Here is a 24,359-nt window from a genome sequence, read left to right on the forward strand (position 1 = left end):
CTTCTTTTATTTAAAAAATATTAAATTTAAAAATTGATATTCATTTGTTTACAAAAACAATTGAAATCGGCACTAATAATTAATAGTATGAAAAAAATAACTATTGTTGCGGGAATAAGCGCAGTACTTTTGGCAACAGCCTGTAAAACGAAAGATTTAAAAATGAATACAGAACAGAAAGAGTCAGTCTCTAATAAAAAAGAAGTTGTATATCAGGTTTTTACCCGATTATTTGGGAATAAAAACACCAACAACAAGCCTTGGGGAACCATTGAGGAAAATGGAGTAGGGAAGTTTAATGATTTTACAAATACTGCCTTAAAAGAAATAAAGGATTTGGGAGTTACTTATATTTGGTATACTGGTGTTCCGCATCATGCTTTGATACGGGATTATTCAGCTATTGGTATTTCTAATGATGATCCTGAAGTGATCAAAGGACGCGCCGGTTCTCCCTATGCCGTAAAAGATTATTACAATGTAAATCCAGATTTAGCCATAAACCCTGCAAATCGGTTACAAGAATTTGAAGCTTTGATTGCGAGAACACACAAAGCAGGATTAAAGGTTATTATTGATATTGTTCCCAATCACATTGCCCGAAAGTACGAGGGAAAAAGCAATCCGGTTGGGGTTAGCGATTTTGGAGCTAATGATGACACAACTGTTGAATACAAAAGGGATAATAACTTCTATTATATTCCAAATACACGATTTGAAATTCCTGATACAGACAAACCATTAAATGGAGAAAAGAATCCGCTGATTGACGGAAAATTTGAAGAGAGTCCAGCAAAATGGACTGGTAATGGTTCCAGAATGGCAAAACCAGACCGTAACGATTGGTACGAGACCGTAAAAATAAATTATGGTATTCGTCCGGATGGCTCCAAAGATTTTCCGGAACTTCCAGCTGGTTTTGATACCAAATCCTATCAAGAACATTTTGATTTTTGGAACGGAAAAGATGTTCCGAATTCGTGGGACAAATTTAAAGACATTGCATTATATTGGACTGCAAAAGGAGTGGATGGTTTTAGATTTGACATGGCCGAAATGGTACCGTATGAATTTTGGAGTTACATGAATTCAGCCATTAAAGTAAATAATCCGGATGCTTTTTTATTAGCCGAAGTCTACAATCCTAAAGAATACAGAAATTACATTCATTTGGGTAAAATGGATTATTTGTATGACAAAGTGGAAACCTATGATAAATTGAAAGATATCATTCAAGGAAGAGCGCTACCGGATGGATTATCAGACATTCAAAACGGAATGGCAGATATTGAACATCACATGTTACATTTTTTGGACAATCATGATGAACAACGTTTAGCCAGTCCGGAATTTGCGGGAACCCCACAAAAAGGAAAGCCTTTGATGGTGGTTTCTACAACCATAAGCACTTCGCCTACGATGGTTTATTTTGGACAGGAAGTAGGAGAAGCAGGAAATGAAAATGCAGGATTTGGAACTCATTCCAGAACGTCAATCTTTGACTATATTGGAGTTCCGAATCACCAACGCTGGATGAACGGAGGAAAATTTGATGGCGGTAAATTAACACAAGATGAAAAAGAGTTGCGTGATTTTTATAAAAAATTGCTGAATTTTTCTTTGAATAGTTCCGCTTTAATGGGGAAATTTCAAGAAATTCAAACGGTGAATCGCCAAACAACACGAGGATATGATTCGGGAATTTATGCATTCACACGCTGGTCTGATACTCAAAAACTAATAGTTGTCACCAATTTTTCTTGGCTAACCGCCAGCAATTTTGAATTAAAAATTTCTTCAGATATCATTAAAAAATGGAATTTAAAAGACGGAAATTATACATTAACAGACCAGTTATTCAATAAAAGTTCTGTCCCGTTACAGGTCGTGAATGGTGAAGGAAAAGCACAAATTACAATTGCACCTTCGGAATCATTTATTTATCAATTATAAAAAATATTTTTTTTGTACTGACAAAGGGATAAAAAAAATGCTGATATAAATTTATATCAGCATTTTTTTATGAATTGACCGAAAGCTATTTCTTTATAGTGGCATCGTAATTCTCCTGAACTTTTTTCCAGTTGATTACATTAAAAAAACCATCGATATAATTTTTCCTTCTGTATTGGTAATCTAAGTAATAAGCGTGTTCCCAAACATCTAAACCTAATATTGGTGTTCCGGGAACAAGTGCATTTCGCATTATAGGATTGTCTTGATTTGATGTATTAGTTACCTGAAGTTTTCCGGTTTTGTCTACTACAAGCCAAGCCCAACCGGAACCAAATTGTTTTGTTGCCTCGTCTTTAAATAATGAAGTAAAGTTTTCAAAGGAACCAAAATCTCTGGTTATTGCTTCAGCCAATGCATTTGTTGGTTCACCTCCAGCTTTTGGAGCCATACATTTCCAGTACAGGGAATGATTGTAAAAACCGCCAGCATTGTTACGAAGAGCAGTATCATTAGGATCTAATTGTGCCAAGACTTCCTCTATTGTCAGATTTTCTAATGGTGTTCCTAATACGGCTTTGTTCAAATTGTTTGTATAAGTCAAATAATGCTTGGAATAATGCATTTCTAAAGTGGTAGATGATATACTTGGTGCCAATGCATCGTAGGCATACGGTAACTTATCCAGTTGAAATGATCCTTCATCAGCTTTTACATCATCAGGTGATCCCAAAATAGGTTGTTGTTCCGTTGTGGATGGTAATGGTACTTCGACTACTTCTATTAATTTTTTATCGTTGCAGGATTGTAAAATCGTGAAGAGAAATAAAAAGGGACTTAAAAAATATAATTTTTTCATGACTTGATTATTTTTTCAATAAAGAATCAATTATTTCGATGTATTGTTGTTTGGCCTCGTCTGCGGTTAAATGGCTTATTTGCATCCACGCATTAGTTTTAAAGGCATCTCTTAAATGGTAATAAGAATTTTGTTTTAGATCTAAAGTTCCCAAAGTTGATTGTTTGTAAAAAGCATAAAGTCGCAATTGCACATCTTGAGGTAAAGAAGCTTGCGTCATCTCAGAGGCTATTTCAACCGCTTTTAAAAATCGGGTATCTAGATCTTTTTCAATCATTCCGCTTTGGTCGCAATTATTGTTTTCCCTCCAATTGCTTTTTGATTCAATACAACATTTATTGGTGTACCCAGAGGTAAAAAAATATCAACTCTTGAACCAAATTTTATAAATCCAGCATCAGTTCCTTGAATTACCTGCATTCCTTCTTCGGCGTAATTTACAATCCTCCTTGCTAAAGCACCGGCAATTTGACGGTACAACACTTCACCAAAAGTTTTGTTTTCGATTACGATAGTTGTTCTTTCGTTTTCTTCACTTGCTTTTGGATGCCAAGCCACCAAGAATTTCCCAGGATGGTATTTACTGAATTTTACGATTCCACTCAGTCCATAACGCGTCACATGTACGTTGATTGGCGACATGAAGATAGATATTTGCAAGCGCTTATCCTTAAAATATTCGCTTTCATAGACTTCTTCAATAACCACAACTTTTCCATCAACGGGAGCCAGAATGTGATTTTCATTGATTACAACAGTTCTTTTTGGATTTCTGAAAAATTGTAAGATGATGATCAAAAGCAGCAACGCTGCTATTTGAATGGCCATTTTAAGCCAGTTGGTGTCTATTAAATTGTCAGACAATAAAAGGACAACAGCTGTGAAAATGGTGCCTAATAAAATAGATTGGGTTCCTTCTTTATGAAACATAGTTTAAAATTTGATAAAATAAAAATATAATTGGTGCTACAAATATAACACTATCTAAACGATCTAAAATGCCTCCATGACCAGGCATTATACTTCCGCTATCTTTTACGCCCGCAATACGCTTAAATTTGGATTCAATTAAGTCGCCTATCGTGCCTGCAATTCCAACAATTACGGCTATGGAAGTCCAGATGAGTATTGATTTTTCGCTAAATTCAGGATTGGCTTCAATGTAATATTTAGATATTAAATATCCCGCTAAAACGGCAAAAAGTATTCCGCCTAAAAACCCTTCAATCGTTTTTTTAGGCGATATTTTCTCAAATAATTTGGTTCGGCCTACAGATTTACCTACAATGTACGCAAAAGTATCGTTAGTCCAGATTAAGATAAATAACCCAATTATGATTTTAGGATTATAATCATTTACACCAAAAGAAATTTTTGTGATAAATACAAAAGGTAGAATGATGTAGCCTAACAAATACAAGTATTTTGATGAAGTACTTATTATTTGAATGTTATCATAAAATAAAAAAAGGATGCATTTTATGGAGACTACTAAAGCGATTACCAATAAAATAATATCGAGCTGTTGTATGTTAATTAAAATTTCTAAATCAGTATCGAGAATTTGATTTAAAGTGTCCGTAGTAATTGTATTGTAATGGCTGACTAAAGTTATTACAGCGTACAAAGTGATCGCAAAAACAATTGGAAAAACTTTATGTATTTGAACTAAATTACAAAATTCATAAACTGCAATAATAAGAAATATACCAAAAAGGATAAAAAAGCTTTCCGTTGAATATAAAATAGAAGCAAGTAATAATATAATATAAACAGCTCCAGATATAGCTCGTTTTAGAGTTTCATTCATTTTAAAGATCTTCTAAAAGCAGTAAATAAAGATTTTTGGCTGAACTTCCGTATTGTGTGAAGTCTTCTTCTTTGGCTTTCTCGAAATATTTTATTGTAGTAATGTTGGTAGGATAATCTCTTTCGTATTTCTTTTTTATGGCACTTAATCCGTCACTTTTGGCGCCTAGGATTTGGCTTGTTTTAGATAAAACAATAATGTTCGCTGGTAATTCGTTTGGTTTATGTTGTTTGATTTGTTTAGATGAAAATAAGATAGAACCTTCATCTGCAATCAAATTTTCACAACTAGCAAGAAGAAATTTTGGATTAGAAGGTCTGTCATACACAAGTTTATTGTCATCGAGCATAGTAAAAAGAATAGGGTCATAACATAAAGCTTCACTCTCAAACCAGTCGTTTTCTTCTAATATATTTTCAAACTGTTCTTTTACTTCATCGGTATTTTCACAATACAGAAATTTACCTCCATTTTTTTTAAAATTAAAGATAAATTGTTCATCTATTGAAGTTGCGTTTTCACCATGAGATTTACTAAATTCACTCTCTTTACCCTCCTCCGAAGGCGGATTAATAGAACCAAAAATTTTTCTAAAAAGACTCATATTTCTGTAAACTGCTATAATTTGTTATTTGAAGACCACCAAAGATAAAAAAATCTTAATTCAAAAGTAGTTTTTGAATTAAGATTTTAAAAATAATTAAATAATAATGTATTTTTCTAAGATACTACTTCTTCCAAATTTTTGTCAAAAGTTCGTTTTCCAAAAATAGCTTCTAAATCATCCTTGAAGATCACTTCTTTTTCAATTAAAATATTTGCCAGTTGATTCAGTTTGTCTTTATTCTCTTCTAATATTTGAATGGCTCTTTGGTATTGGCTTTCAATAAGTAACGAAATTTCTTCGTCAATAACTCTGGCTGTTTCCTCTGAATATGGTTTAGAAAAATTGTATTCGCTTTGTCCTGTCGAATCATAATAGGTAACATTACCAATTTTTTCATTCAATCCGTAAATAGTTACCATTGCACGTGCTTGTTTGGTCACTTTTTCTAAATCACTCAACGCACCAGTCGAAATTCTGTTGAAAGTTACTTTCTCAGCAGCTCTTCCTCCCATTGTGGCACACATTTCGTCTAGCATTTGATCTGGACGAACAATTAAACGTTCTTCCGGTAAATACCAAGCAGCACCTAGGCTTTGACCTCTAGGAACAATCGTTACTTTGATTAATGGTGCAGCATGCTCCAGCATCCAGCTTACGGTTGCGTGACCTGCTTCATGTATTGCAATTGCTTTCTTTTCGTCAGGTGTAACAATCTTGTTTTTCTTTTCAAGACCACCAACAATTCTGTCTACGGCATCAAGAAAATCTTGTTTATCTACGGCAGTTTTGTTGTTTCTGGCAGCTATCAAGGCAGCTTCGTTACACACATTTGCAATGTCAGCACCAGAAAAACCGGGAGTTTGTTTGGCTAAAAAATCAGTATCCAGTCCTTCAATTTTTTTCAGAGGAGCAAGATGCACTTTAAAAATCTCTGCTCTTTCGCGAATATCTGGTAAGTCTACAAAAATTTGTCTGTCAAAACGACCTGCACGCATTAACGCTTTGTCCAATACATCAGCTCTATTTGTTGCAGCCAGAACGATCACGTTAGAATTAGTTCCAAAACCATCCATTTCTGTCAATAATTGATTTAACGTGTTTTCACGTTCGTCATTTCCGCCTGACATATTGCTTTTTCCTCTTGCTCTACCAACGGCATCAATCTCGTCAATAAAAATAATTGCAGGAGATTTTTCTTTGGCTTGTTTAAACAAATCACGCACACGTGAAGCTCCAACACCAACAAACATTTCCACAAAATCAGATCCTGATAAAGAGAAAAATGGAACTTGAGCTTCGCCTGCTACAGCTTTTGCTAACAATGTTTTACCCGTTCCTGGAGGTCCGACCAGTAAAGCTCCTTTTGGGATTTTACCACCCAGATTAGTATATTTTTCAGGGTTTTTAAGGAATTCTACAATTTCTTGTATTTCTTCTTTTGCGCCTTCCAAACCAGCAACATCTTTAAAAGTAGTTTTGATATCTGTTTTTTCATCAAAAAGTTTAGCTTTTGATTTTCCAATATTAAAAATTTGTCCACCACCGCCAGTACCACCGCCAGACATTTTTCTCATGATAAAAATCCAAACAGCGATAATGATTATAATAGGTAACAAGCTAATTAAAATATCCGACCAGTTGTTTTTTGGTAAGAAATTAAAATCCTTTAGTTTACCTTCCGCAACTGCTTTTTCGAGTTTGTTTTGAAATATTTGATCGTTACCGATGTCAAAGGTATAATGAGGTCCTTTATTAGGTCTGTCAAAAACATCTTTAGAAACTTTCTTGTGCGCGGCATCTTTCATAGCTGCGGCGTTTAGAAAAACTTCTGCTTCAGTTTTGTTGTAAACGATAACTTTTTCAATTTGTCCTTTTTCTAAATAGTCGTTAAACTTAGATGAAGTCAATTGCCCCGGTTCATTTAGACTTGAACCATTCGTTATAAAACTTATAAATAAGAAAATTAATAATATTGCAGCGTAAATCAGCCAAGGGCTTACTTTAAACTTATTCGGATTTGGATTATTTTCTTTAGCCATTACTACGGATATATGTCTTTAGTATTTGTTTTCTATGGTTGTTATTTTAGCATCGCCCCATAAACTTTCGATGTTGTAATATTCTCTAATATGTTTTTGAAATACGTGCACTACAATATTCACATAATCCATTAAAACCCATTCTGCATTATCGGTTCCTTCAACATGCCAAGGCTTGTCTTTTAATTCTTTAGAAACTGTTTTTTGGATTGAGTTTACTATGGCGTTAACCTGCGTATTTGAATTTCCGTTGCAAATAATAAAATAGTCGCAAACTGCAGTGTCTATTTCTCTTAAATCAAGGATAGTGATATCATTCCCTTTTACTTCTTCTATTCCCTTAATGATGTTCGCTAACAGGTCGTCATTATTTATAGTCTTTTTCGCCATGAATTATTTTTATATAAGTTTGTAAAGTTACCATTTTTTGTGATTATTTTTGAACCTTAACACAATATTAAATTCTGTTTCACAAAAAAACACATATGAAAGTAATCAAACTCGATGCCATAGATTCAACTAATGATTTCCTTAAAGGGCTATCGAGCAAACAAGAGCTTGAAAACTTCACGGTTGTTACCGCTGAATCTCAAACGAAAGGCAAAGGTCAAATGGGTGCTGTTTGGGCTTCTGAGCCAAGTAAAAACTTAATAATGAGTATTTTGGTCAAGGATTTTTTATCCGATATTTGTCAGATTTTCGATCTGAATATAGCCGTTTCACTTGCTGTAATTAAGGTTTTAGAATCCAGTATGATTCCCAGTCTAAGTATTAAATGGCCTAACGACATAATGTCATATAATAAAAAAATAGGTGGCATTTTGATAGAAAACAGTATCAAAAGTGACGGAACTATCATTTCCATTGTTGGTTTAGGACTCAATGTGAATCAAACTAATTTTGAAAATTTGCCAAAAGCCTCCTCTTTGACTGTTATTTGCGGCAAAGAATTCGAAAAAGATGCGCTTCTTCTTTCAATTAGAACTGCGATAAAAAAAAATATAGCGTTATGGCAGCAACATCCAATTATTTTATGGGATCAATACACAAATAATTTGTACAAAAAAGGATTACCAATGGCTTTTTCGGATCAAAAGGACAATAATTTTATGGGAATAATTCAAGGTGTTTCTGCTATTGGTAAACTCGAAGTTCTTTTGGAAGATGATAGTATTTCAGAATTTGACATTAAGGAAATCCAAATGTTGTATTAGATGCTAAATTACAATTCAATAAAAAACTTTAAGTGCTTACAAAAAGCCTTCAAAATTTTATAAAGTTAGAATTAATTTTAACATTAAAAAGAATCTGTCTCAAAACATAATTTGAGAAGGTTTTTATTTATGTGTATTTAATGAGATGAGAAGAGATGTCTGGACACAACGCAGTGATAATGTATTGAATTTTCAATAGGTGAAAATTTTTCAGTGGCAAATCTTCTAACCGATTTTGAGGCTGGAAGTGAAATAATCAAATAGCAAGTTGTTTTTCGTTTATGGTATTTTAAAACGAGAAATGTATTGACATTGAGTTGTATCTAAGATTGTGAATATCTATTTTGTGAATTATGATTTTTTTTTCCTTTTAAATCTATCTTTGACATCCTTAAAAAAAAAGAGATGAGCACAATTTGGTACGAATGCAAAGTAAAATATAGAAAAACAGATGAAACTGGGGCACAAAAGATTACGACAGAACCGTACTTGGTAGATGCGTTATCTTACACAGAGGCAGAAAGCAGAATCAATGAAGAGATGTCGGCGTATATCAGTGAAGAATTTAAAATCACGAATATAAAAGTGGCCAATTATGCTGAAATTCATCCTTTCGAAAATGCAGATCGTTGGTTTCGATCTAAAGTTTCATTATTAGCCTATGACGAAGAAAGCGGCAAAGAACGCAAGACCAATATGTATTTATTAGTCCAAGCCAATGATGTCAAAGAAGCTTATGATAACACCATTAGCGTAATGAAAGGTACGATGGGAGACTACACCATACCTGCAATTTCGGAATCTCCAATTATGGATGTTTTTCCTTATATCAGCGGTGAAGAAGGGGATCTGGAACAATTAGAACGATTTAATGCGCTCAAAAGTTCTAAACCGGAAGTTGCAGTAGAAATAGTGGATCACATGGAATTTGAAGCGATTACTGAAGAAGAAGCTGTAGTTTAAGACATTTTGTTTTTAAAAAAAACTGCAAATTCGCTAATAAAAACAGTAGCTGACTATTTTTATTAGCGAATTTGCAGTTTTTTTATTCTAAAATTTTATAATTACAATTACTCCTGTTCAATTAAGACTTTTTCATATGCTTTTCTGGAACTTCCTCTGAAATAGACCTCACCACAATACGTATAACCCGAACCTTCAAAAATTTTCATCATTGCGATGTTGTCAAAATTGGTGTCTGCTTTTATGCTGTAAATGTTGTTGCTTACCGCAAAATCTTCGATGCGTTTGAGTATGATTTTAGCGAAGCCTTTACCCAAATACTTTTCGGAAATGGCGACGCGATGCACTACTATAAAATCACCGTTCGTTAGCCAGTTTCCTTCAATTTTGTCATAGGCAGGTTCGTCCTTGATTAGTACCGCACTATAACCGATGATAGTTTCTCCGTCTAATAAAACAAATCCTTCCCCTTTTTCAATATCTTTTTGCACGACATTTGGATTTGGATAGCCGTCTTGCCATTGCGTGCTGCCATCTTCTTTTCTGCGTTGTATAGCTTGTTGTAAAATTTCCCATATTGGAGTTATTTCAGACAGTTTCGCTTTTCTAAAGTGATATTTCATTTATTTTGCTTTGAGTTTTTTTGGTTAGTTCGTGTGCTCTAAAAGTACAAAACAAACTTTAAATTTTGAAAAATCTGCATTATAGAATGTATTTATTTTTTAGAAGAATATGTTGCGGAGTGGAAGTGTTTGTCATGAATGCTGCGCAAATGTCTCTGACTTTGCGCAATTTTTAGTATCTGTTTTAAATTATTTTTGTCATAAAAGTCTCTGACTTTTGAATGCTATTTTTAATCTTGCTTTCTAAATTATATATTGTCTATGCTGCGCAAATGTCTCTGACTTTGCGCAATTTTCAGTATCTATTTTAAATTATTTGCGTCATAAAAGCCTCTGACTTTTGAATGCTATTTTAATCTTGCTTTCTAAATTATATGTTGTGTATGCTGCGCAAATGTCTCTGACTTTGCGCAATTTTCAATATCTGTTTAAATTAGGTAGCGTCATAAAAGTTCGGGACTTTTAGCTAATTAGAAATAATATTAAATCTTGTAAACCTTAATAAGTCTCCAGACTTGTGTCTATTTCATTGCTGAATGTATTTTACAAAAGCATTCGAATCTAAAACGTTAATTATAGGATTATCTGCTTTTTCTATTTGTAGCAGTCCATTATCATTTATGTAATTGCTTGCGCTGGAATAAATATAGTGTGAAGCCTTTTCAACTAAACCAGGTCTTACTGGATTCAGATGAATGTAATCTAATTTTGACCACATGAATTTATCGTTATAAATTTCTTCTGCATGATTTCCGTATTGCCAAAATTGATAATTTTGGTTTCTTGTATGCTTTTCTGCTGCCAATTTGAAACGTTCCAGCATCCATTCTTTTCGGCTTTCCGGTACGGCTTCTATTTTATCCAAAATGTTTTTCGCAGTGAATTTTTTGAAATCTCTTATCAAATCTGATAATTTCCCGTCCTCCGATTGAATAATTAAATGAATGTGATTGCTCATAATAACATAGCCATACAAGATCATTGCTTTGTTTTTTATGCAGTAATCCAAAGATTCTATTACACTGTCTCTGTAAGTTTGCCTAGTAAAAATATCTATCCAGTCCACAACTGTTGCCGTTATATAATGTGGTAAAGTCTGATCTCGAACTACATAACCTTCTTTCATCTTGACGTATTTTTAATATAAAAATAACGATTTTAATGACTTGTTTGTGTTTTTAAATTTAAGTTAATGAAAGTCAGAGACTTTATGGCGTTTTAGTTTTCCTATTAAGTTTGGGAAATTGCGCAAAGTCAGAGACATTTGCGCAGCATTAACGAGAAATTTATTTTTTTAGAAGAACACTGTGCGGAGCTGGGTTTACGCTAACGTCTCTTGAAACAAGAGGTTTTGGTTTAAATAAAGATTTATCTTTCGGTTGTCACAAAAATTCCATACACAAAACCATTTTCCAATTAAGCCAATTACCCAAATCTCTTGTAAGCAAGTGTTAGGCGTTATATTAATCTTCATATTTTATTTCTTGATGATTTTTGAAGTAGAAATATAAGCCTATAGTCAAAATCACAATGCTCGATAACCAAATATAGTATCCCGACTTAATGGAAAGGATTGCACCTCTTGTTCCACTTTCTGCTGCTAAAATTGTGTTTGAAGACAAAAACGACAGGGAAAGTATTATTGAAACTGACGCAAAGTGAAGTGCAATTTTTTTGTCAAACATTAAACATAAAATTGCGATAAAACATAGTGGGTTTGCTAACCAAATAAGCCATTCATAAGTTCCACCACCAAGTACCGCGATACTTCCCATTAAAAAAGCTTCCAAAGATGACATATTATTCATGCCCTGATAATTATATGAAAACGCGTCAAAAGTGAACGAATAAATATAAATTGCAAGACTTATAGTGATGGTTAACGTTTTAAGCAATGATTGTTTCATAGTCAATTATTTGGATGCGTATTATTGAAATATGACGCCTAACAAGTGTATTGGTCTGACGTTTTGCTACCTATCACCCCAAATTTGGGTCGATAGGTTTGATAAACCTCATTCTCATTGATTTCGCTAATATATAAAAGTAATCTTATAAATAACAAGATGTACAATTGTTTAAACCACAAAAAAACGGCATCTAAATTAACTTTAAACGCCGTTTGATTTATAGAAAATGATATTTTTATTATCGAATCGCTTTCACAAATTCTTTGATTTTTCCAGTTCCGTTTTCGGTTAAATGCTGGATAAAAGCACTACCAATAATTGCTCCTTTGGCAAATTGTGTAGCTTGGTTGAATGTTTCCTTATTGTTGATTCCAAAACCTATTACTTGTGGATTTTTTAGATTCATGTCAGCAATGCGTTTGAAATATTCTTCTTGAGCGCTTCCAAAACCAGTTTGTGATCCCGTAACACTCGCGGAACTTACCATATAGATAAATCCATCGGATACGCTGTCAATAAAATGGATGCGTTCAACGGATGTTTGTGGCGTAATCAAGAATATATTTTTTAATCCGTATTTCTCGAAAGTGGTTTTGTATTCATCGGCATAGACATCAACGGGAAGATCAGGAATAATTAATCCGTCTATACCAATCTCTGCACATTTCTGACAAAAATTCTCTATTCCGTATTGTAACATTGGGTTGAAATAACCCATAATTATTAAAGGAATTGAAACTGTTTTGCGAATATCTTTTAACTGGTCAAACAAAACTTGTGTTGTCATTCCGTTATGCAATGCTTGTGTTGAACTGGCCTGAATCGTTGGTCCATCGGCCAATGGATCGCTGAACGGCAACCCGATTTCAATCATATCGATACCGCTTTTTTCTAAATCCTGAATGATTTGTACCGTATCATTTAAGTTAGGATATCCAGCCGAAAAGTAGATGGAAAGTATCTTTTTAGTTTCTTGTAATTTCTGATTTATTCTGTTCATTGTTGTGTTTTTTATTCTATTTTCAATTTTTTTTGCCTTCTAGTTTTAATTTGAAAGTTTAGATAGCGGCACTGTATGCCCACGCTTTTTGGTTGGATTGCAACTGTACTTCAACGCGTCTGTAATGCAATCCTTCATATAAATCTGTTTGGCGAAGTTCTTGTGGCGAAACATTGTAGACCATTCCGTTGATGGTATCCTCCGATTTTTGGGTTTCCGTAATAATGGGATAATGGACTATTCCAAATTCTTCTTCAATTTGGATTTCTTTCACGATGTAACCAATCAATGTTTCAGGAGTTCCCTCAAGAATACGTCCAAAAAGATCTTTTTGTATGTCCTCATTTTGTAAACTGCCGTAAGCGAATAATTTTTCCATAGTTTCTATTTTGAAAAATGTGAATTGAACGTTATTTTTTATTGCAGGGTTTGCGTTAAGGATTAAAGTGGAAATCCTTTTTTATCTCGTTTTTTAACGAGATAAAAAAGATTGCAACGTAAAGCCTGACCTCGCTGAAACGCTAGTGAAAGCGCGGTAACGTCCCGAAATAAATACGGGATAAACCCCGAAATTAATACGGGATAAACTCTGAAATAAATACGGGGTAAACATAACTTATAATTTAAAATAATCGATGTAGGTATTCAAATCTTTGTCGCCACGACCGGAAAGATTGATGACTACGATATCTTCTGGCTTGAATTTCATTTCGTCGAGAACGGCAAAAGCATGCGCACTTTCGATGGCGGGAATAAGCCCTTCCATTTTAGATAATTTTAATCCCCATTGCATGGCTTGTTCATCCGTAATCGAGATGAATTGTGCTCTTCCGGTAACGAATAAATTAGCGTGCATTGGCCCAACACCAGGATAATCAAGTCCTGCCGAAATGGAATACGGTTCGGTGATTTGGCCATCAGTAGTTTGCATCAACAGTGTTTTACTTCCGTGAATAACCCCTACTTTTCCTAAGGCTGAAGTTGCGGCACTTTCGCCAGAATCGACACCTAAGCCTGCGGCTTCGACGGCAATGATATTCACGTCTTCATTTTCTAAAAAATGGTAATAAGTTCCGGCTGCGTTGCTTCCGCCACCTACACAAGCAATTACATAATCCGGGTTTTCACGTCCTTCTTTTTCCAGTAATTGTTCCTTAATTTCCTTCGAAATAACACTTTGAAAACGTGCCACCATATCCGGATAGGGGTGCGGTCCCACGACAGAGCCGATAATGTAATAGGTGTCAACGGGATTGTTAATCCAGTCCCTAATAGCTTCGTTTGTGGCATCTTTTAAGGTTTTTGAACCTGAAAGCGCGGGACGAACTTCAGCACCTAACATTTTCATACGAGCCACATTTGGCGCCTGACGTTTAATATCGATTTCTCCCATATAAACGATGCATTCTAATCCCATAAGCGCACAGACAGTTGCTGTAGCTACGCCATGTTGACCAGCACCTGTTTCGGCAATGATTCTGGTTTTGCCTAAACGTTTTGCCAAAAGAATTTGTCCGATAGTATTGTTAATTTTATGCGCACCAGTATGACACAAATCTTCTCTTTTCAGATAGATTTTGGTGTTGTATTGTTCAGAAAGCCGTTTTGCAAAATAAAGAGGCGTAGGACGACCTGCATAATCTTTTAGCAAAGCGTCAAATTCAGCTTGAAATTCTGGTTCAGCTGTGATTTTTAAATAATTTTGACGTAATTCTTCGACATTGGGATATAACATTTCAGGAATGAACGCACCTCCAAATTCTCCGTAATAGCCTTTTTCGTTGACGTTGTATGACATAATTTTATTTTTTTATTTTTTTGGTTAGAGACGTTGCATTGCAATTTCTCTACATAATTGTATGTTTTTTAATCCGGGTTCTATTTCAAATTTACTGTTTACATCAATCGCGTAAAGGGGTAAATTGGTTTTTGCTATTTCTTTCACCGCTTCCATTTCATTAATTCCGATTCCGCCACTTAGGAAGAACGGTTTGCTTGAAGGATACTTTTCTAATACTTTCCAGTCGAATGTGGTTCCGTTTCCGCCGGGTAATTTTCCTTTAGTATCAAAAAGAAAATAATCACAAATGGTTTCAAATGGTTTCAATACCTCAAAATCAAAAGAATCGTCTACCGAAAAAACTTTTATAATTTCAATTTGAATTTTTTTTACATTCTCTTTTAATTCTTGGCAAAATTCAACCGATTCGTCGCCATGAAGTTGAACGGCTTGCAAATCATATTTTGCAATTTTTTCAAGAATTTCGTCTTGTGTAGCATTGACAAAAACACCTACTTTTTTAATCGATTTTGGTAAATTTGGAATTACACCATCAAAATATCGAGCTGATTTCTCCCAGAATATAAATCCCATATAATCGGGTAGGAGCGACCCTATTTCGATTATATTATCGGGATATTTCATGCCGCAGATTTTAATCCCCACCCCAGCCCTCCCCGAAAGGAAGGGAGCCGAAACTGGATTAGTTTTTGTGGAAATGTTTACTGAAGATGATTGCATAATAACTAAATATATTTATTAGTTGCTAGTTCCCCCTTCGGGGGTTAGGGGGCTAATTGTTGAATAAATTCCGTTGCTGCTTTACCGGCATTATCCGTTTTCATAAAGTTTTCTCCAATTAAAAATCCTTTGTAACCAAAAGGTTTTAATTCATTTATCGCTTCAATAGATGAAATCCCACTTTCAGAAACTTTTACAAAGTCATTTGGAATTTTATCTGCTAATTGCTTGCTGAAATCCAAACTCACTTCGAATGTTTTTAGATTTCTGTTGTTTACACCAATCATATCCAATGTGGGCATAATCGATTTTTCCAGTTCTTCCTGATTGTGAATTTCCAGTAAAACTTCCAATCCCAAACTTTTAGCAAATTCAGATAAAGATTTAATTTCGTCCCTTGTTAAAACCGCAGCAATTAGTAAAATTAAATCAGCTCCATGTGCTTTAGCTTCCAAAATTTGGTATTCATCAACAATGAATTCTTTTCGTAATAATGGAATTTTCACTGTGGCTCTTGCCAAAAGTAAATCGTCCAACGAACCACCGAAATACTTACCATCCGTCAATACCGAAATTCCACAAGCACCAGCATTTTCATAGCCTTTTGTCACTTCTTCCACTGTAAAATTATAATTTATTTCTGCTTTGGATGGCGAACGACGTTTGTGTTCAGCAATAATTCCTGATGTGCTGTTTTTTAAATTATCGCTCAAAGAAATAGTCTTTTTTTCAAAGAAAACAGAAGCTTCCAATTGCGAAACGGGAATAATGGATTTCTTGAGAATGACTTCTCTTTTTTTGTCAACTATGATTTTATCTAGGATGTTCATTTTTTTTAATTTAACGTTTTCTAAAGCCATTAGAAATTCCAACAACTTTAAATCTTGAATTTTAAACTATTTTATTTACTTAAATCTTTCAATTTTTTCAAAGCTACAAGTCCTTTTCCGGATAATAAACTTTCCTTTGCTATTTGAAATCCTTCTAAGGGAGAACATTTTGTAACCGTTGCAATGGCCATGGCCGCATTGGCACAAACCACATTATTTTGCGCTTCATTTCCTTTTCCAGAAATGATATTAGTAAACATTTGAGCTGATTCCTCGATGGTTGTTCCGCCTTCTATTTCGCTTTGCAGCAAAAGACGAACACCAAAATCTTCTGGGTTTAGCATTCCCTCCATGGAACTGGTGATTGTTTTTGTAGGTCCTGTCAACGAAACTTCGTCATAGCCGTCAAGCGAATGTAAGATGGTGAAATTAGTATCTGTATTTTGGTACAAATACGCATACATTCTGGCCAGTTCTAAATTGAAAACACCGACCAATTGGTTTTTCGGAAACGATGGATTTACCATTGGTCCCAACATATTGAAGAATGTTTTTACTGCCAATTCTTTACGTATTGGTCCCACATTTTTCATAGCTGGGTGAAATAATGGAGCGTGTAAAATACAAATCCCTGCTTTATCGATACATTTTTCCAGAAAATCAGTGTCATTACTGAATTTGATTCCAAGTTTCTCCATCACATTACTGGAGCCTGAAATGGAGGAAACTCCGTAATTTCCGTGTTTGGCTACTTTAATTCCCGCTCCAGCAGCTACAAATGAAGCCAAAGTTGAAATATTAAAGGTATCTTTTCCATCACCGCCAGTTCCACACAAATCGATGGTATTGTAAGCGGATAAATCGACACGAATACACAATTCCAGCAGCGCTTCACGAAATCCCTCAAGCTCTTCTATACTAACGCTTCGCATCATGTATACGGTAAGAAAAGAAGCAATCTGACTGGTGTTATAATTTCCGTTGGAGATATTAATCAATACATTTTTTGCTTCCTCTTTTGAAAGTATTTCGTGATTAATTAATCTGTTTAATATATTTTTCATTTTTTAAATATGTCTTAAAGTTGAAAGTCCGAGGTCTTAAAGTCTATCGACATTATGACATTTGACATTATGACTAATGCTTCACCCAATTCTCTAATATCTTTTTCCCATTTGGGGTTAACACACTTTCCGGATGAAATTGTACACCGCGCACATCGTATATTTTGTGACGCAACGACATCACTTGACCATTTTCGTCGAATGAAGTTGCTTCCAATATATCAGGTAAATTGGTGTTAACTACCCAAGAATGATAGCGTCCTACTTCAAATTCATTTCCTAATCCTTCGAATAAAAGCTCGTTATCAACCACAGTTTTTACCATTGTTGCTACACCATGGTAAACTTTATCTAAGTTGGAAAGCGTTCCGCCGTAAACTTCACCAATTGCTTGTTGACCCAAACAAACACCAAAAATACTTTTGGTTGGTCCGTATTTCCGAATTACGTCTTTCAATAATCCTGCTTCATCCGGAATTCCTGGTCCCGGAGAAAGAAGAATTTTATCGAAAACTGCAATTTCGTCAATATCAAATTCATCGTTTCTGTAAACGGTTACTTCACAATCTAAATCTTCCAGATAATGCACTAAATTATAAGTGAAGCTATCGTAATTGTCTATGACTAGTATTTTTTTCATGTTCCTCCCCCAACCCCTCCGAAGGAGGGGAGCACCTATTGGGGTAAATAGGTTTTTTATTTGTTATTTTTAGTTACAACTTCATAAGTTGCTTATTTTTTAGATTTGGCTCCCTTCCCTTTGGGGAGGGTCGGGGAGGGGATTTATATTGTTTCCGCTAAATCCAAAGCCGCATTCAACGCTCTCAATTTATTGTATACTTCCTGCATTTCACTTTCTTCATCGGAATTAGCGACAATTCCTGCTCCAGCTTGAGAATGTAACTGGTGATTTTTGCTCAGGAACGTCCGAATCATAATCGCGTGATTAAAATCACCTTCAAAATCCATAAAACCAATGGCACCGCCGTAAAAGTTTCTATTTGTTTTTTCATACTCCTCAATCAGTTGCATCGCTCTGTGTTTTGGCGCACCGCTTAATGTTCCTGCGGGAAAAGTATCGGCTACAACCTGCATCGTAGAAGCTTTTTCATGTAAATGTCCAGTTACTTTTGAAACCAAGTGTATTACGTGTGAAAAGAACTGTACTTCTCTGTATTTTTCTACATTTACATTGTGGCCGTTTCTACTCAAATCATTTCTGGCTAAATCCACTAACATCACATGTTCACTATTTTCTTTTTTGTCCTCGGATAATTGTTTGGCAAGAATAGCATCTTTTTCATCATCACCCGTACGTTTGAAAGTTCCTGCAATAGGATGAATTTCAGCTTTACGGTCTTTTACAATAATTTGGGCTTCGGGTGAAGAACCAAATATTTTAAAATCACCGTAATCAAAAAAGAATAAATATGGCGAAGGATTAATGCTTCTCAACGCTCTGTAAACATTGAATTCATCGCCTTTGAAACCTTGTGTAAATCTTCTGGATAAAACCAATTGAAATACATCACCTCTAAAACAATGTTTTTTGGCCAAAACCACATTATGCTTGAATTCTTCGTCAGTTAGATTGGAAAATCCTTCTCCTTCTTTAGAAAATTTATAAGAAGCAATGTTTCGAGATTGTAATAATTGTTCGATTTCTGAAATGTTGTTTCTTCCGTCTAAACTGTGACAGAAAATATAGGCTTCATTTTTGAAATGATTAATGGCAATTATATTTTGGTAAACAGCATAGTACACATCCGGAATGGTGTTACTGTTTTCTTTTTTGGCAATATTCACTTTTTCAAAATACCGAACAGCATCGTACGAAATATATCCAAAAAGTCCATTGTTGATGAATTTAAAATTGTTTTTCTCCGATTTGAACTGACTTGAAAATTCTTGAATCACGTCAGGAATATCGGTACTGGCGTCAATATTTATTTTCTCAACACTTCCGTCGGGGAAAGTCTTATAAATGATTTCATTTTCTATTTTGATGGAAGCAATCGGATTGCAGCAGATGTAGGAGAAACTGTTGTCATTGCCATGATAATCGCTGCTTTCCAGCAGAAGACTATTTGGAAATTTATCCCTAATTTTGAAATACACACTCACAGGAGTTATTGTATCAGCCAAAATTTGTTTGTAATTGGTATTAAAGGTAAATGATTTCAATTTCTATGTTTTTTATGTTGTGTGTAAAGGTAAAATGGGCACAAAAAAAAGGCCTGTCGTGATGACAAGCCTTTTTTATATGTAGTTTTAATAATACTATAGAAGCTTAGTTCACGACGACTGACGTAAATTGTTCCACCACCAAGCGTTGTTAAAAATTGTTTTCATGTTTTATTTTGTTACAGCAAATATAGAAATGAAATTTGATTATTCAAAAATATAATTCGTTAAAAAATTTAAAAATGGAAGATTTTTTGTTAAATAAATATTTTTAGCTGAAAACCTTTAAAAACAAAACCCCAACAATTTCTTGTTGGAGCTGATATTTTTATTTTAGAATCAAATTAGAATTTCAAAGCTACTGCTAAATTGAAATCGTCATTGATAGCTTTGTCTCCTAAGCTGTCGAAGAAACTTCCAGAACCATATTTAATATCGTATTTTGTTCTGTCAATTTTTACATTGGTAGTAGCTGTATTTGCAGTTGTTGCAAGATCGAAAATAACTGGTTTAGTAATTCCTTTGATTGTTAAATCACTAGTTACAGTATATAAGTTTTTTGCTTTAGCAACTATTTTTTTGAAAACTAAAGTTGCAGTGGCAAATTTATCTGTTCCAAAAAAATCATCAGCTTTCAAGTGACCTTCTAATTTTTCTTTACCTTGACCTGCTTTCAAATCAGTAACTACGATAGAGTTCATGTCTACATTGAATGTACCACCCACTAATTTTTTTCCTTTGAAAACTAAAGCACCATCTTTCAGGTTTATAGTTCCTTCATGCGCTCCCGTTACTTTTTTTCCAACCCAGTTTATAGTACTTGCTGAAGTGTTAATTTTTTTAGTTTGAGCGGTTACTGACATGGCAGATAGAACTACTACTAATGCTAATGCGATAGATTTTAAATTTTTCATTTGTTTGAGTGTTAAATTGGATTACTAATTATAGTGTGATAAATAATTCTTCGTTTGATTTTCTAACTTTTTTGTAATGTTGGGTTGCATCCTCATCATGTCTGTAGCCCAGAGTTACCAGTAAGGAAGCGTTCAATCCTAATTTGTCAAGTCCTAATATTTCATTAACTTGAGCAGGAGCAAAACCTTCCATTGGCGTAGTATCTATTTTAAGTTCAGCGGCCACGTTTAATAAGTTTCCTAGGGCTAAATAAGTTTGTTTTGCTGACCAGATGTTTCTTGTTTCTTCAGAAAGAGTTATAATGTTAGATTTCATATATTCCACGTATCCTTGAATACTTTCTAAGGGAATTCCTCTTGTTTCACTCATGTTTTTGGAGAAGTTTACAATTCCTTCTTCACCAAAATTGATTTCATTAGCAAAAACAATTAAGTGGGAAGCATCTACTACTTGGGCTTGACCATAAGCAGCAGCTTGAAGTTGTGCTCTTAATTCAGGATTTTCAACAATAATGATTTTGTAAGGTTGTAATCCGTAAGATGAAGCGCTTAAGCGAATCGCTTCTTTCAACGTGCTTAAATCTTCATTTGTTATTTTTTTTGTTGCATCGAATTTTTTCGTTGCGTATCTCCAATTTTGATTTTCTAAAAAAGTATTCATATTATATTGACTATTTATTGGTTTCTATATTTTTCTAATAATTGATTTAATTGAACAATTTCTTCAGAACTTAAATTCTTTGAAAAAAATTCTTCGTGGGCAATCACTTTCGGATCTAATTCCTTTAGAACATGTAATCCTTTTTCAGTAATTTGCACTTCTATTTTCCTTCTATTTTCAGGACATACTTTTCTGGTGACTAATTCTTTTAACAGTAATTTATCTACTAATCGAGTAGTGTTACTTGTTTTGGCTAGCATTCGTTCTTGAATAACGCACATGTTCGCCGGATTTCCTTTTTGACCTCTTAATATTCGGAGTACATTATATTGCTCTCCTGAGATTTCATGAGGTTTTAATATTTCGTTAAAATTTTCTGTTACTACATTTTGTGTATACAAAACATTCAGAATAATTTTTTTTGAATTATTCATTTGAACAGTCGATTTTAAAATTTCTTCAATTTTCATATTTGTATATATGTAATTTGTTGGTACAAATGTAACACATTTTATAGTTGTATATACAAATGTCAATTAATGTTTTGTTAATTTTTTTTAAGCACTTTTAAATATAGATAATTAATTAGTGTAAATCAGTAATATAGATTAGTAATGGCAGTTGGTTTCAAAAAATTAAATTGTTTTCTCCTAGTTCATATTCAAAATATATACCACAATTATTTTTTGTTCATCGATGAAAACAAGAAGAGGCAGGGAAATTAATTTTTCACGAATTACATTTCTTTTAAAATTAAAGATGGTTGTGATCTTTGGATTAAAATTTATTTTAGAATATACATGGAATTGTAACTGTTAGTTTTTAGAATAATTTGTAAATTAGGTGTAAATGATTGATTAGTAATTTGTTAATTTAATAAAAACACAAATTTAACTTGGAATTGTGTAAAAGAATCATTGTTTAAAAGTGTAAATTTATAAGAATTAAAAAACCTTAAAAAACTATTGAAATGGAAAACGTAAAAAAAAATGCGCAGGATTCTGAAAATAGGAAACAACAGGATTTAGAAGTCAATAAATCCGATGCTACTGATCAGATGATGACCACAGATCAAGGACTTAAAATTAATGATGATACCAATTCCCTTAAAGCAGGGGAGCGTGGACCATCGTTATTGGAAGATTTTATCTTAAGAGAAAAAACAACTCATTTTGACCATGAAAGAATACCGGAAAGAATTGTTCATGCCAGAGGTTCAGCTGCGCATGGTTATTTTCAGGTCTATGAGTCAATGGAGAAATATACTAAAGCAGGATTTCTTCAGGATCCTGGCCTTAAAACTCCAGTTTTTACCCGGTTTTCTACCGTTGCGGGCTCAAGAGGTTCCACGGATTTAGCACGAGATATTCGAGGATTTGCAGTTAAATTTTACACAGAGCAAGGCAATTATGATCTTGTTGGAAATAATGTGCCTGTGTTTTTCATTCAGGATGCCATAAAATTTCCGGATTTAATTCATGCCGTAAAACCAGAACCGAATAACGAAATGCCGCAAGCGGCCTCTGCTCATGATACTTTTTGGGATTTTATTTCCCTGATGCCAGAAACGATGCATACTATTATGTGGGTAATGTCAGACAGGGCGATTCCGAGAAGTTTGCGTATGATGGAAGGTTTTGGTGTGCATACTTTTCGTTTTATAAATGACAAAAACGAATCGCATTTTGTAAAATTCCATTGGAAACCCAAATTAGGAACACATGCAGTCGTGTGGGATGAAGCTCAAAAAATATCCGGAAAAAATTCTGATTTTCATCGTCAGGATTTGTGGGAAGCCATCGAAAGTGAGAATTATCCGGAATGGGAATTAGGAGTACAGCTGATTCCGGAAGCTGATGAGCATAAATTTGATTTTGATTTATTAGATTCAACCAAGCTTGTTCCTGAAGAATTGGTTCCGGTTACCTTAATTGGAAAAATGGTGCTGAATCGTAATCCTGACAATTTTTTCGCTGAAACGGAGCAAGTAGCTTTTCACCCGGCTCACATCGTTCCCGGAATCGATTTTACAAATGATCCATTGTTGCAAGGGCGTTTGTTTTCTTACACGGATACCCAATTATCCCGTTTAGGAAGCCCTAATTTTCATGAAATTCCTATCAATAGAACTATTGCGCCGATGCACAATAATCAACGTGACGGCCACATGCGTCAGGAAATTAATGTGGGTCGGGTTAGTTATCACCCCAATTCACTTGGTGGAGGTTGCCCTTTTCAGGCAAAAATTGATGAAGGTGGTTTTAGCAGTTTCAATGAGAGGATAGATGCTCATAAAGTACGGGATCGCAGTGAAAGTTTTTCGGATCATTTTGGGCAAGCAACCTTATTTTTTAACAGTCAGACGCAAACAGAAAAAAATCACATTATAAATGCTTTGCGTTTTGAATTGGGTAAACTGGAAACCGAAGCAATACAAATCCGTATGCTAGGATTGTTGTCACAAATAGACACAATTTTGGCAACGAAAGTAGCCGAAGGTTTAGGGCTTAAAGTTCCTATAAGTCCAGAAAAACCTATGAATCATGGCGTTGGTGCTGATGCGGATAAACAAAAATATGAATCTAAAAAAGTAGACCAAAGCGTTACGTCTTCGGATGCTTTGAGTATGCTTAAAAACAAGACTTTGTCTAAAACGATAGCAACACGACAGGTCGCTTTTTTATGTTCGGAAGGAGTTGACACAGCCGCTATTAATGCAATGAAAGCAGCATTAAACAAAGAAGGAGCGACTATAAAAATTATAGCACCACATTTAGGAGTTATAAAAACTAACGACGGAAGTGAAGTTAAAGTAGATCAAAGTTTCCTGATTGCTGCCTCAGTTTTATTTGATGCGGTGTATATTCCCGGTGGAAAAAACATGGGGTTCTTAAGTTCAAGACCAGAAGTAATTGAATTTATCAATGAAGCTTTTAAACATTGTAAAGTTATTGGAGCAAACGATTCTGCGATTTTTACTGAAACAAATGTCAAATCGGTATTGAATGGCGATGAAAATGCAGAAGGAATTGTTTTAAATGCAAATAAAGAAGATGGCGACTTTACAAAATCTTTTATAGCAGCTATGGGCGAGCATCGTTTTTGGAATCGTGAAGAAAAACTTTAAAAAAAAGCGATAAATTTAAAACTTGTAATAAACAACAAAAACCGAAATAAAAGTTTCGGTTTTTGTTGTTTACGGCATCA

General features: G+C 34.3%; 25 protein-coding genes. 4 read left to right on the top strand and 21 right to left on the bottom strand.

Annotated features, from left to right (window positions below):
- The first annotated feature begins 87 nt into the window (after positions 1-87).
- Complete coding sequence (locus ACP7AV_RS07345; RefSeq protein ID WP_426091389.1) at positions 88-1,953, top strand: alpha-amylase family protein; 1,866 nt, start codon at positions 88-90, stop codon at positions 1,951-1,953.
- A gap of 85 nt (positions 1,954-2,038) precedes the next feature.
- Here ACP7AV_RS07345 and ACP7AV_RS07350 read toward each other — a convergent pair whose 3' ends face one another.
- From ACP7AV_RS07350 to rsfS, 7 genes are all read right to left on the bottom strand, one after another.
- Positions 2,039-2,812: a superoxide dismutase gene (locus ACP7AV_RS07350; RefSeq protein WP_426063902.1), complete on the bottom strand. Its 774-nt coding sequence runs from the start codon at positions 2,810-2,812 to the stop codon at positions 2,039-2,041.
- Positions 2,813-2,819: 7 nt separating this feature from the next.
- Entirely contained in the window at positions 2,820-3,089 is a 270-nt protein-coding gene (locus ACP7AV_RS07355) for an acyl-CoA-binding protein (RefSeq protein WP_426063903.1), read from the bottom strand.
- On the bottom strand, positions 3,086-3,742 hold the full coding sequence (locus tag ACP7AV_RS07360; RefSeq protein WP_426063904.1) for a phosphatidylserine decarboxylase family protein: 657 nt from the start codon (positions 3,740-3,742) through the stop codon (positions 3,086-3,088). The genes ACP7AV_RS07355 and ACP7AV_RS07360 overlap by 4 nt, the downstream gene beginning before the upstream one ends.
- Positions 3,732-4,622 carry a phosphatidate cytidylyltransferase gene (locus ACP7AV_RS07365; protein ID WP_426091390.1) on the bottom strand — a complete coding sequence of 297 codons (891 nt, stop codon included), beginning with the start codon at positions 4,620-4,622 and terminating at the stop codon, positions 3,732-3,734. The genes ACP7AV_RS07360 and ACP7AV_RS07365 overlap by 11 nt, the downstream gene beginning before the upstream one ends.
- 1 nt (position 4,623) lies before the next feature.
- Positions 4,624-5,226 carry a lactate utilization protein B/C gene (locus ACP7AV_RS07370; RefSeq protein ID WP_426091391.1) on the bottom strand — a complete coding sequence of 201 codons (603 nt, stop codon included), beginning with the start codon at positions 5,224-5,226 and terminating at the stop codon, positions 4,624-4,626.
- 116 nt (positions 5,227-5,342) lie between these two features.
- Entirely contained in the window at positions 5,343-7,268 is a 1,926-nt protein-coding gene (gene ftsH, locus ACP7AV_RS07375) for an ATP-dependent zinc metalloprotease FtsH (RefSeq protein ID WP_426091392.1), read from the bottom strand.
- Positions 7,269-7,286: 18 nt separating this feature from the next.
- Positions 7,287-7,658, bottom strand: a complete 372-nt coding sequence (rsfS, locus tag ACP7AV_RS07380; RefSeq protein WP_091209004.1) for a ribosome silencing factor — start codon at positions 7,656-7,658, stop codon at positions 7,287-7,289.
- Positions 7,659-7,753: 95 nt separating this feature from the next.
- Here rsfS and ACP7AV_RS07385 point away from each other — a divergent pair, with 95 nt between their 5' ends.
- On the top strand, positions 7,754-8,482 hold the full coding sequence (locus ACP7AV_RS07385) for a biotin--[acetyl-CoA-carboxylase] ligase (RefSeq protein WP_426091393.1): 729 nt from the start codon (positions 7,754-7,756) through the stop codon (positions 8,480-8,482).
- A gap of 405 nt (positions 8,483-8,887) precedes the next feature.
- On the top strand, positions 8,888-9,445 hold the full coding sequence (locus ACP7AV_RS07390) for a DUF4494 domain-containing protein (protein WP_426091394.1): 558 nt from the start codon (positions 8,888-8,890) through the stop codon (positions 9,443-9,445).
- A gap of 107 nt (positions 9,446-9,552) precedes the next feature.
- On the opposite strand, the gene ACP7AV_RS07395 is transcribed toward ACP7AV_RS07390, so the two are convergent.
- The 14 genes from ACP7AV_RS07395 to ACP7AV_RS07460 form a co-directional block, all read right to left on the bottom strand.
- On the bottom strand, positions 9,553-10,068 hold the full coding sequence (locus ACP7AV_RS07395) for a GNAT family N-acetyltransferase (protein WP_426091395.1): 516 nt from the start codon (positions 10,066-10,068) through the stop codon (positions 9,553-9,555).
- 526 nt (positions 10,069-10,594) lie between these two features.
- Positions 10,595-11,194 (bottom strand): REP-associated tyrosine transposase, encoded by a 600-nt coding sequence (locus ACP7AV_RS07400; RefSeq protein ID WP_426091396.1) that lies wholly within the window; start codon positions 11,192-11,194, stop codon positions 10,595-10,597.
- Between the two features lie 337 nt (positions 11,195-11,531).
- On the bottom strand, positions 11,532-11,975 hold the full coding sequence (locus ACP7AV_RS07405) for a hypothetical protein (RefSeq protein ID WP_426091397.1): 444 nt from the start codon (positions 11,973-11,975) through the stop codon (positions 11,532-11,534).
- 241 nt (positions 11,976-12,216) lie between these two features.
- Complete coding sequence (gene trpA / locus ACP7AV_RS07410) at positions 12,217-12,978, bottom strand: tryptophan synthase subunit alpha (RefSeq protein ID WP_426091398.1); 762 nt, start codon at positions 12,976-12,978, stop codon at positions 12,217-12,219.
- A 58-nt stretch (positions 12,979-13,036) separates the two neighbouring features.
- Positions 13,037-13,357, bottom strand: a complete 321-nt coding sequence (locus ACP7AV_RS07415; protein WP_426063915.1) for a gamma-glutamylcyclotransferase family protein — start codon at positions 13,355-13,357, stop codon at positions 13,037-13,039.
- 237 nt (positions 13,358-13,594) lie between these two features.
- The gene (trpB, locus tag ACP7AV_RS07420; RefSeq protein WP_426091399.1) at positions 13,595-14,776 is read right to left on the bottom strand and encodes a tryptophan synthase subunit beta; all 1,182 of its coding nucleotides are present in this window, start codon (positions 14,774-14,776) and stop codon (positions 13,595-13,597) included.
- A gap of 24 nt (positions 14,777-14,800) precedes the next feature.
- Positions 14,801-15,403 carry a phosphoribosylanthranilate isomerase gene (locus tag ACP7AV_RS07425; protein ID WP_426091499.1) on the bottom strand — a complete coding sequence of 201 codons (603 nt, stop codon included), beginning with the start codon at positions 15,401-15,403 and terminating at the stop codon, positions 14,801-14,803.
- A 140-nt stretch (positions 15,404-15,543) separates the two neighbouring features.
- Complete coding sequence (trpC, locus tag ACP7AV_RS07430) at positions 15,544-16,329, bottom strand: indole-3-glycerol phosphate synthase TrpC (RefSeq protein ID WP_426091400.1); 786 nt, start codon at positions 16,327-16,329, stop codon at positions 15,544-15,546.
- A gap of 71 nt (positions 16,330-16,400) precedes the next feature.
- The gene (gene trpD, locus ACP7AV_RS07435; protein WP_426091401.1) at positions 16,401-17,393 is read right to left on the bottom strand and encodes an anthranilate phosphoribosyltransferase; all 993 of its coding nucleotides are present in this window, start codon (positions 17,391-17,393) and stop codon (positions 16,401-16,403) included.
- Between the two features lie 73 nt (positions 17,394-17,466).
- On the bottom strand, positions 17,467-18,033 hold the full coding sequence (locus ACP7AV_RS07440; RefSeq protein WP_426091402.1) for an anthranilate synthase component II: 567 nt from the start codon (positions 18,031-18,033) through the stop codon (positions 17,467-17,469).
- Positions 18,034-18,176: 143 nt separating this feature from the next.
- A complete protein-coding gene (locus tag ACP7AV_RS07445; RefSeq protein ID WP_426091403.1) occupies positions 18,177-19,577 on the bottom strand; it encodes an anthranilate synthase component I family protein in 1,401 nt (466 codons plus the stop codon).
- Between the two features lie 344 nt (positions 19,578-19,921).
- Positions 19,922-20,491 carry a YceI family protein gene (locus ACP7AV_RS07450; protein ID WP_426091404.1) on the bottom strand — a complete coding sequence of 190 codons (570 nt, stop codon included), beginning with the start codon at positions 20,489-20,491 and terminating at the stop codon, positions 19,922-19,924.
- A gap of 28 nt (positions 20,492-20,519) precedes the next feature.
- Entirely contained in the window at positions 20,520-21,152 is a 633-nt protein-coding gene (locus tag ACP7AV_RS07455; protein ID WP_426063924.1) for an NAD(P)H-dependent oxidoreductase, read from the bottom strand.
- A gap of 14 nt (positions 21,153-21,166) precedes the next feature.
- Positions 21,167-21,622: a MarR family winged helix-turn-helix transcriptional regulator gene (locus ACP7AV_RS07460; RefSeq protein ID WP_426063925.1), complete on the bottom strand. Its 456-nt coding sequence runs from the start codon at positions 21,620-21,622 to the stop codon at positions 21,167-21,169.
- A gap of 500 nt (positions 21,623-22,122) precedes the next feature.
- Here ACP7AV_RS07460 and ACP7AV_RS07465 point away from each other — a divergent pair, with 500 nt between their 5' ends.
- A complete protein-coding gene (locus tag ACP7AV_RS07465) occupies positions 22,123-24,279 on the top strand; it encodes a catalase (protein WP_426091405.1) in 2,157 nt (718 codons plus the stop codon).
- The last annotated feature ends 80 nt before the right edge of the window (positions 24,280-24,359 follow it).

The sequence above is a fragment of the Flavobacterium sp. DSR3-2 genome, assembly GCF_049896525.1.
Classification (GTDB): Bacteria; Bacteroidota; Bacteroidia; order Flavobacteriales; family Flavobacteriaceae; genus Flavobacterium.

Coding starts and splice junctions, on each gene's coding strand:
- ACP7AV_RS07350 (WP_426063902.1), bottom strand. CDS start 2,812: ATGAAAAAATTATATTTTTTAAGTCCCTTTTTATTTCTCTTCACGATT.
- ACP7AV_RS07405 (WP_426091397.1), bottom strand. CDS start 11,975: ATGAAACAATCATTGCTTAAAACGTTAACCATCACTATAAGTCTTGCA.
- ACP7AV_RS07395 (WP_426091395.1), bottom strand. CDS start 10,068: ATGAAATATCACTTTAGAAAAGCGAAACTGTCTGAAATAACTCCAATA.
- ACP7AV_RS07355 (WP_426063903.1), bottom strand. CDS start 3,089: ATGATTGAAAAAGATCTAGATACCCGATTTTTAAAAGCGGTTGAAATA.
- ACP7AV_RS07345 (WP_426091389.1), top strand. CDS start 88: ATGAAAAAAATAACTATTGTTGCGGGAATAAGCGCAGTACTTTTGGCA.
- ACP7AV_RS07360 (WP_426063904.1), bottom strand. CDS start 3,742: ATGTTTCATAAAGAAGGAACCCAATCTATTTTATTAGGCACCATTTTC.
- ACP7AV_RS07370 (WP_426091391.1), bottom strand. CDS start 5,226: ATGAGTCTTTTTAGAAAAATTTTTGGTTCTATTAATCCGCCTTCGGAG.
- trpB (WP_426091399.1), bottom strand. CDS start 14,776: ATGTCATACAACGTCAACGAAAAAGGCTATTACGGAGAATTTGGAGGT.
- ACP7AV_RS07440 (WP_426091402.1), bottom strand. CDS start 18,033: ATGAAAAAAATACTAGTCATAGACAATTACGATAGCTTCACTTATAAT.
- ACP7AV_RS07390 (WP_426091394.1), top strand. CDS start 8,888: ATGAGCACAATTTGGTACGAATGCAAAGTAAAATATAGAAAAACAGAT.
- ACP7AV_RS07365 (WP_426091390.1), bottom strand. CDS start 4,622: ATGAATGAAACTCTAAAACGAGCTATATCTGGAGCTGTTTATATTATA.
- ftsH (WP_426091392.1), bottom strand. CDS start 7,268: ATGGCTAAAGAAAATAATCCAAATCCGAATAAGTTTAAAGTAAGCCCT.
- ACP7AV_RS07465 (WP_426091405.1), top strand. CDS start 22,123: ATGGAAAACGTAAAAAAAAATGCGCAGGATTCTGAAAATAGGAAACAA.
- ACP7AV_RS07450 (WP_426091404.1), bottom strand. CDS start 20,491: ATGAAAAATTTAAAATCTATCGCATTAGCATTAGTAGTAGTTCTATCT.
- trpA (WP_426091398.1), bottom strand. CDS start 12,978: ATGAACAGAATAAATCAGAAATTACAAGAAACTAAAAAGATACTTTCC.
- ACP7AV_RS07400 (WP_426091396.1), bottom strand. CDS start 11,194: ATGAAAGAAGGTTATGTAGTTCGAGATCAGACTTTACCACATTATATA.
- ACP7AV_RS07425 (WP_426091499.1), bottom strand. CDS start 15,403: ATGAAATATCCCGATAATATAATCGAAATAGGGTCGCTCCTACCCGAT.
- trpD (WP_426091401.1), bottom strand. CDS start 17,393: ATGAAAAATATATTAAACAGATTAATTAATCACGAAATACTTTCAAAA.
- ACP7AV_RS07385 (WP_426091393.1), top strand. CDS start 7,754: ATGAAAGTAATCAAACTCGATGCCATAGATTCAACTAATGATTTCCTT.
- rsfS (WP_091209004.1), bottom strand. CDS start 7,658: ATGGCGAAAAAGACTATAAATAATGACGACCTGTTAGCGAACATCATT.
- ACP7AV_RS07460 (WP_426063925.1), bottom strand. CDS start 21,622: ATGAAAATTGAAGAAATTTTAAAATCGACTGTTCAAATGAATAATTCA.
- ACP7AV_RS07455 (WP_426063924.1), bottom strand. CDS start 21,152: ATGAATACTTTTTTAGAAAATCAAAATTGGAGATACGCAACGAAAAAA.
- trpC (WP_426091400.1), bottom strand. CDS start 16,329: ATGAACATCCTAGATAAAATCATAGTTGACAAAAAAAGAGAAGTCATT.
- ACP7AV_RS07415 (WP_426063915.1), bottom strand. CDS start 13,357: ATGGAAAAATTATTCGCTTACGGCAGTTTACAAAATGAGGACATACAA.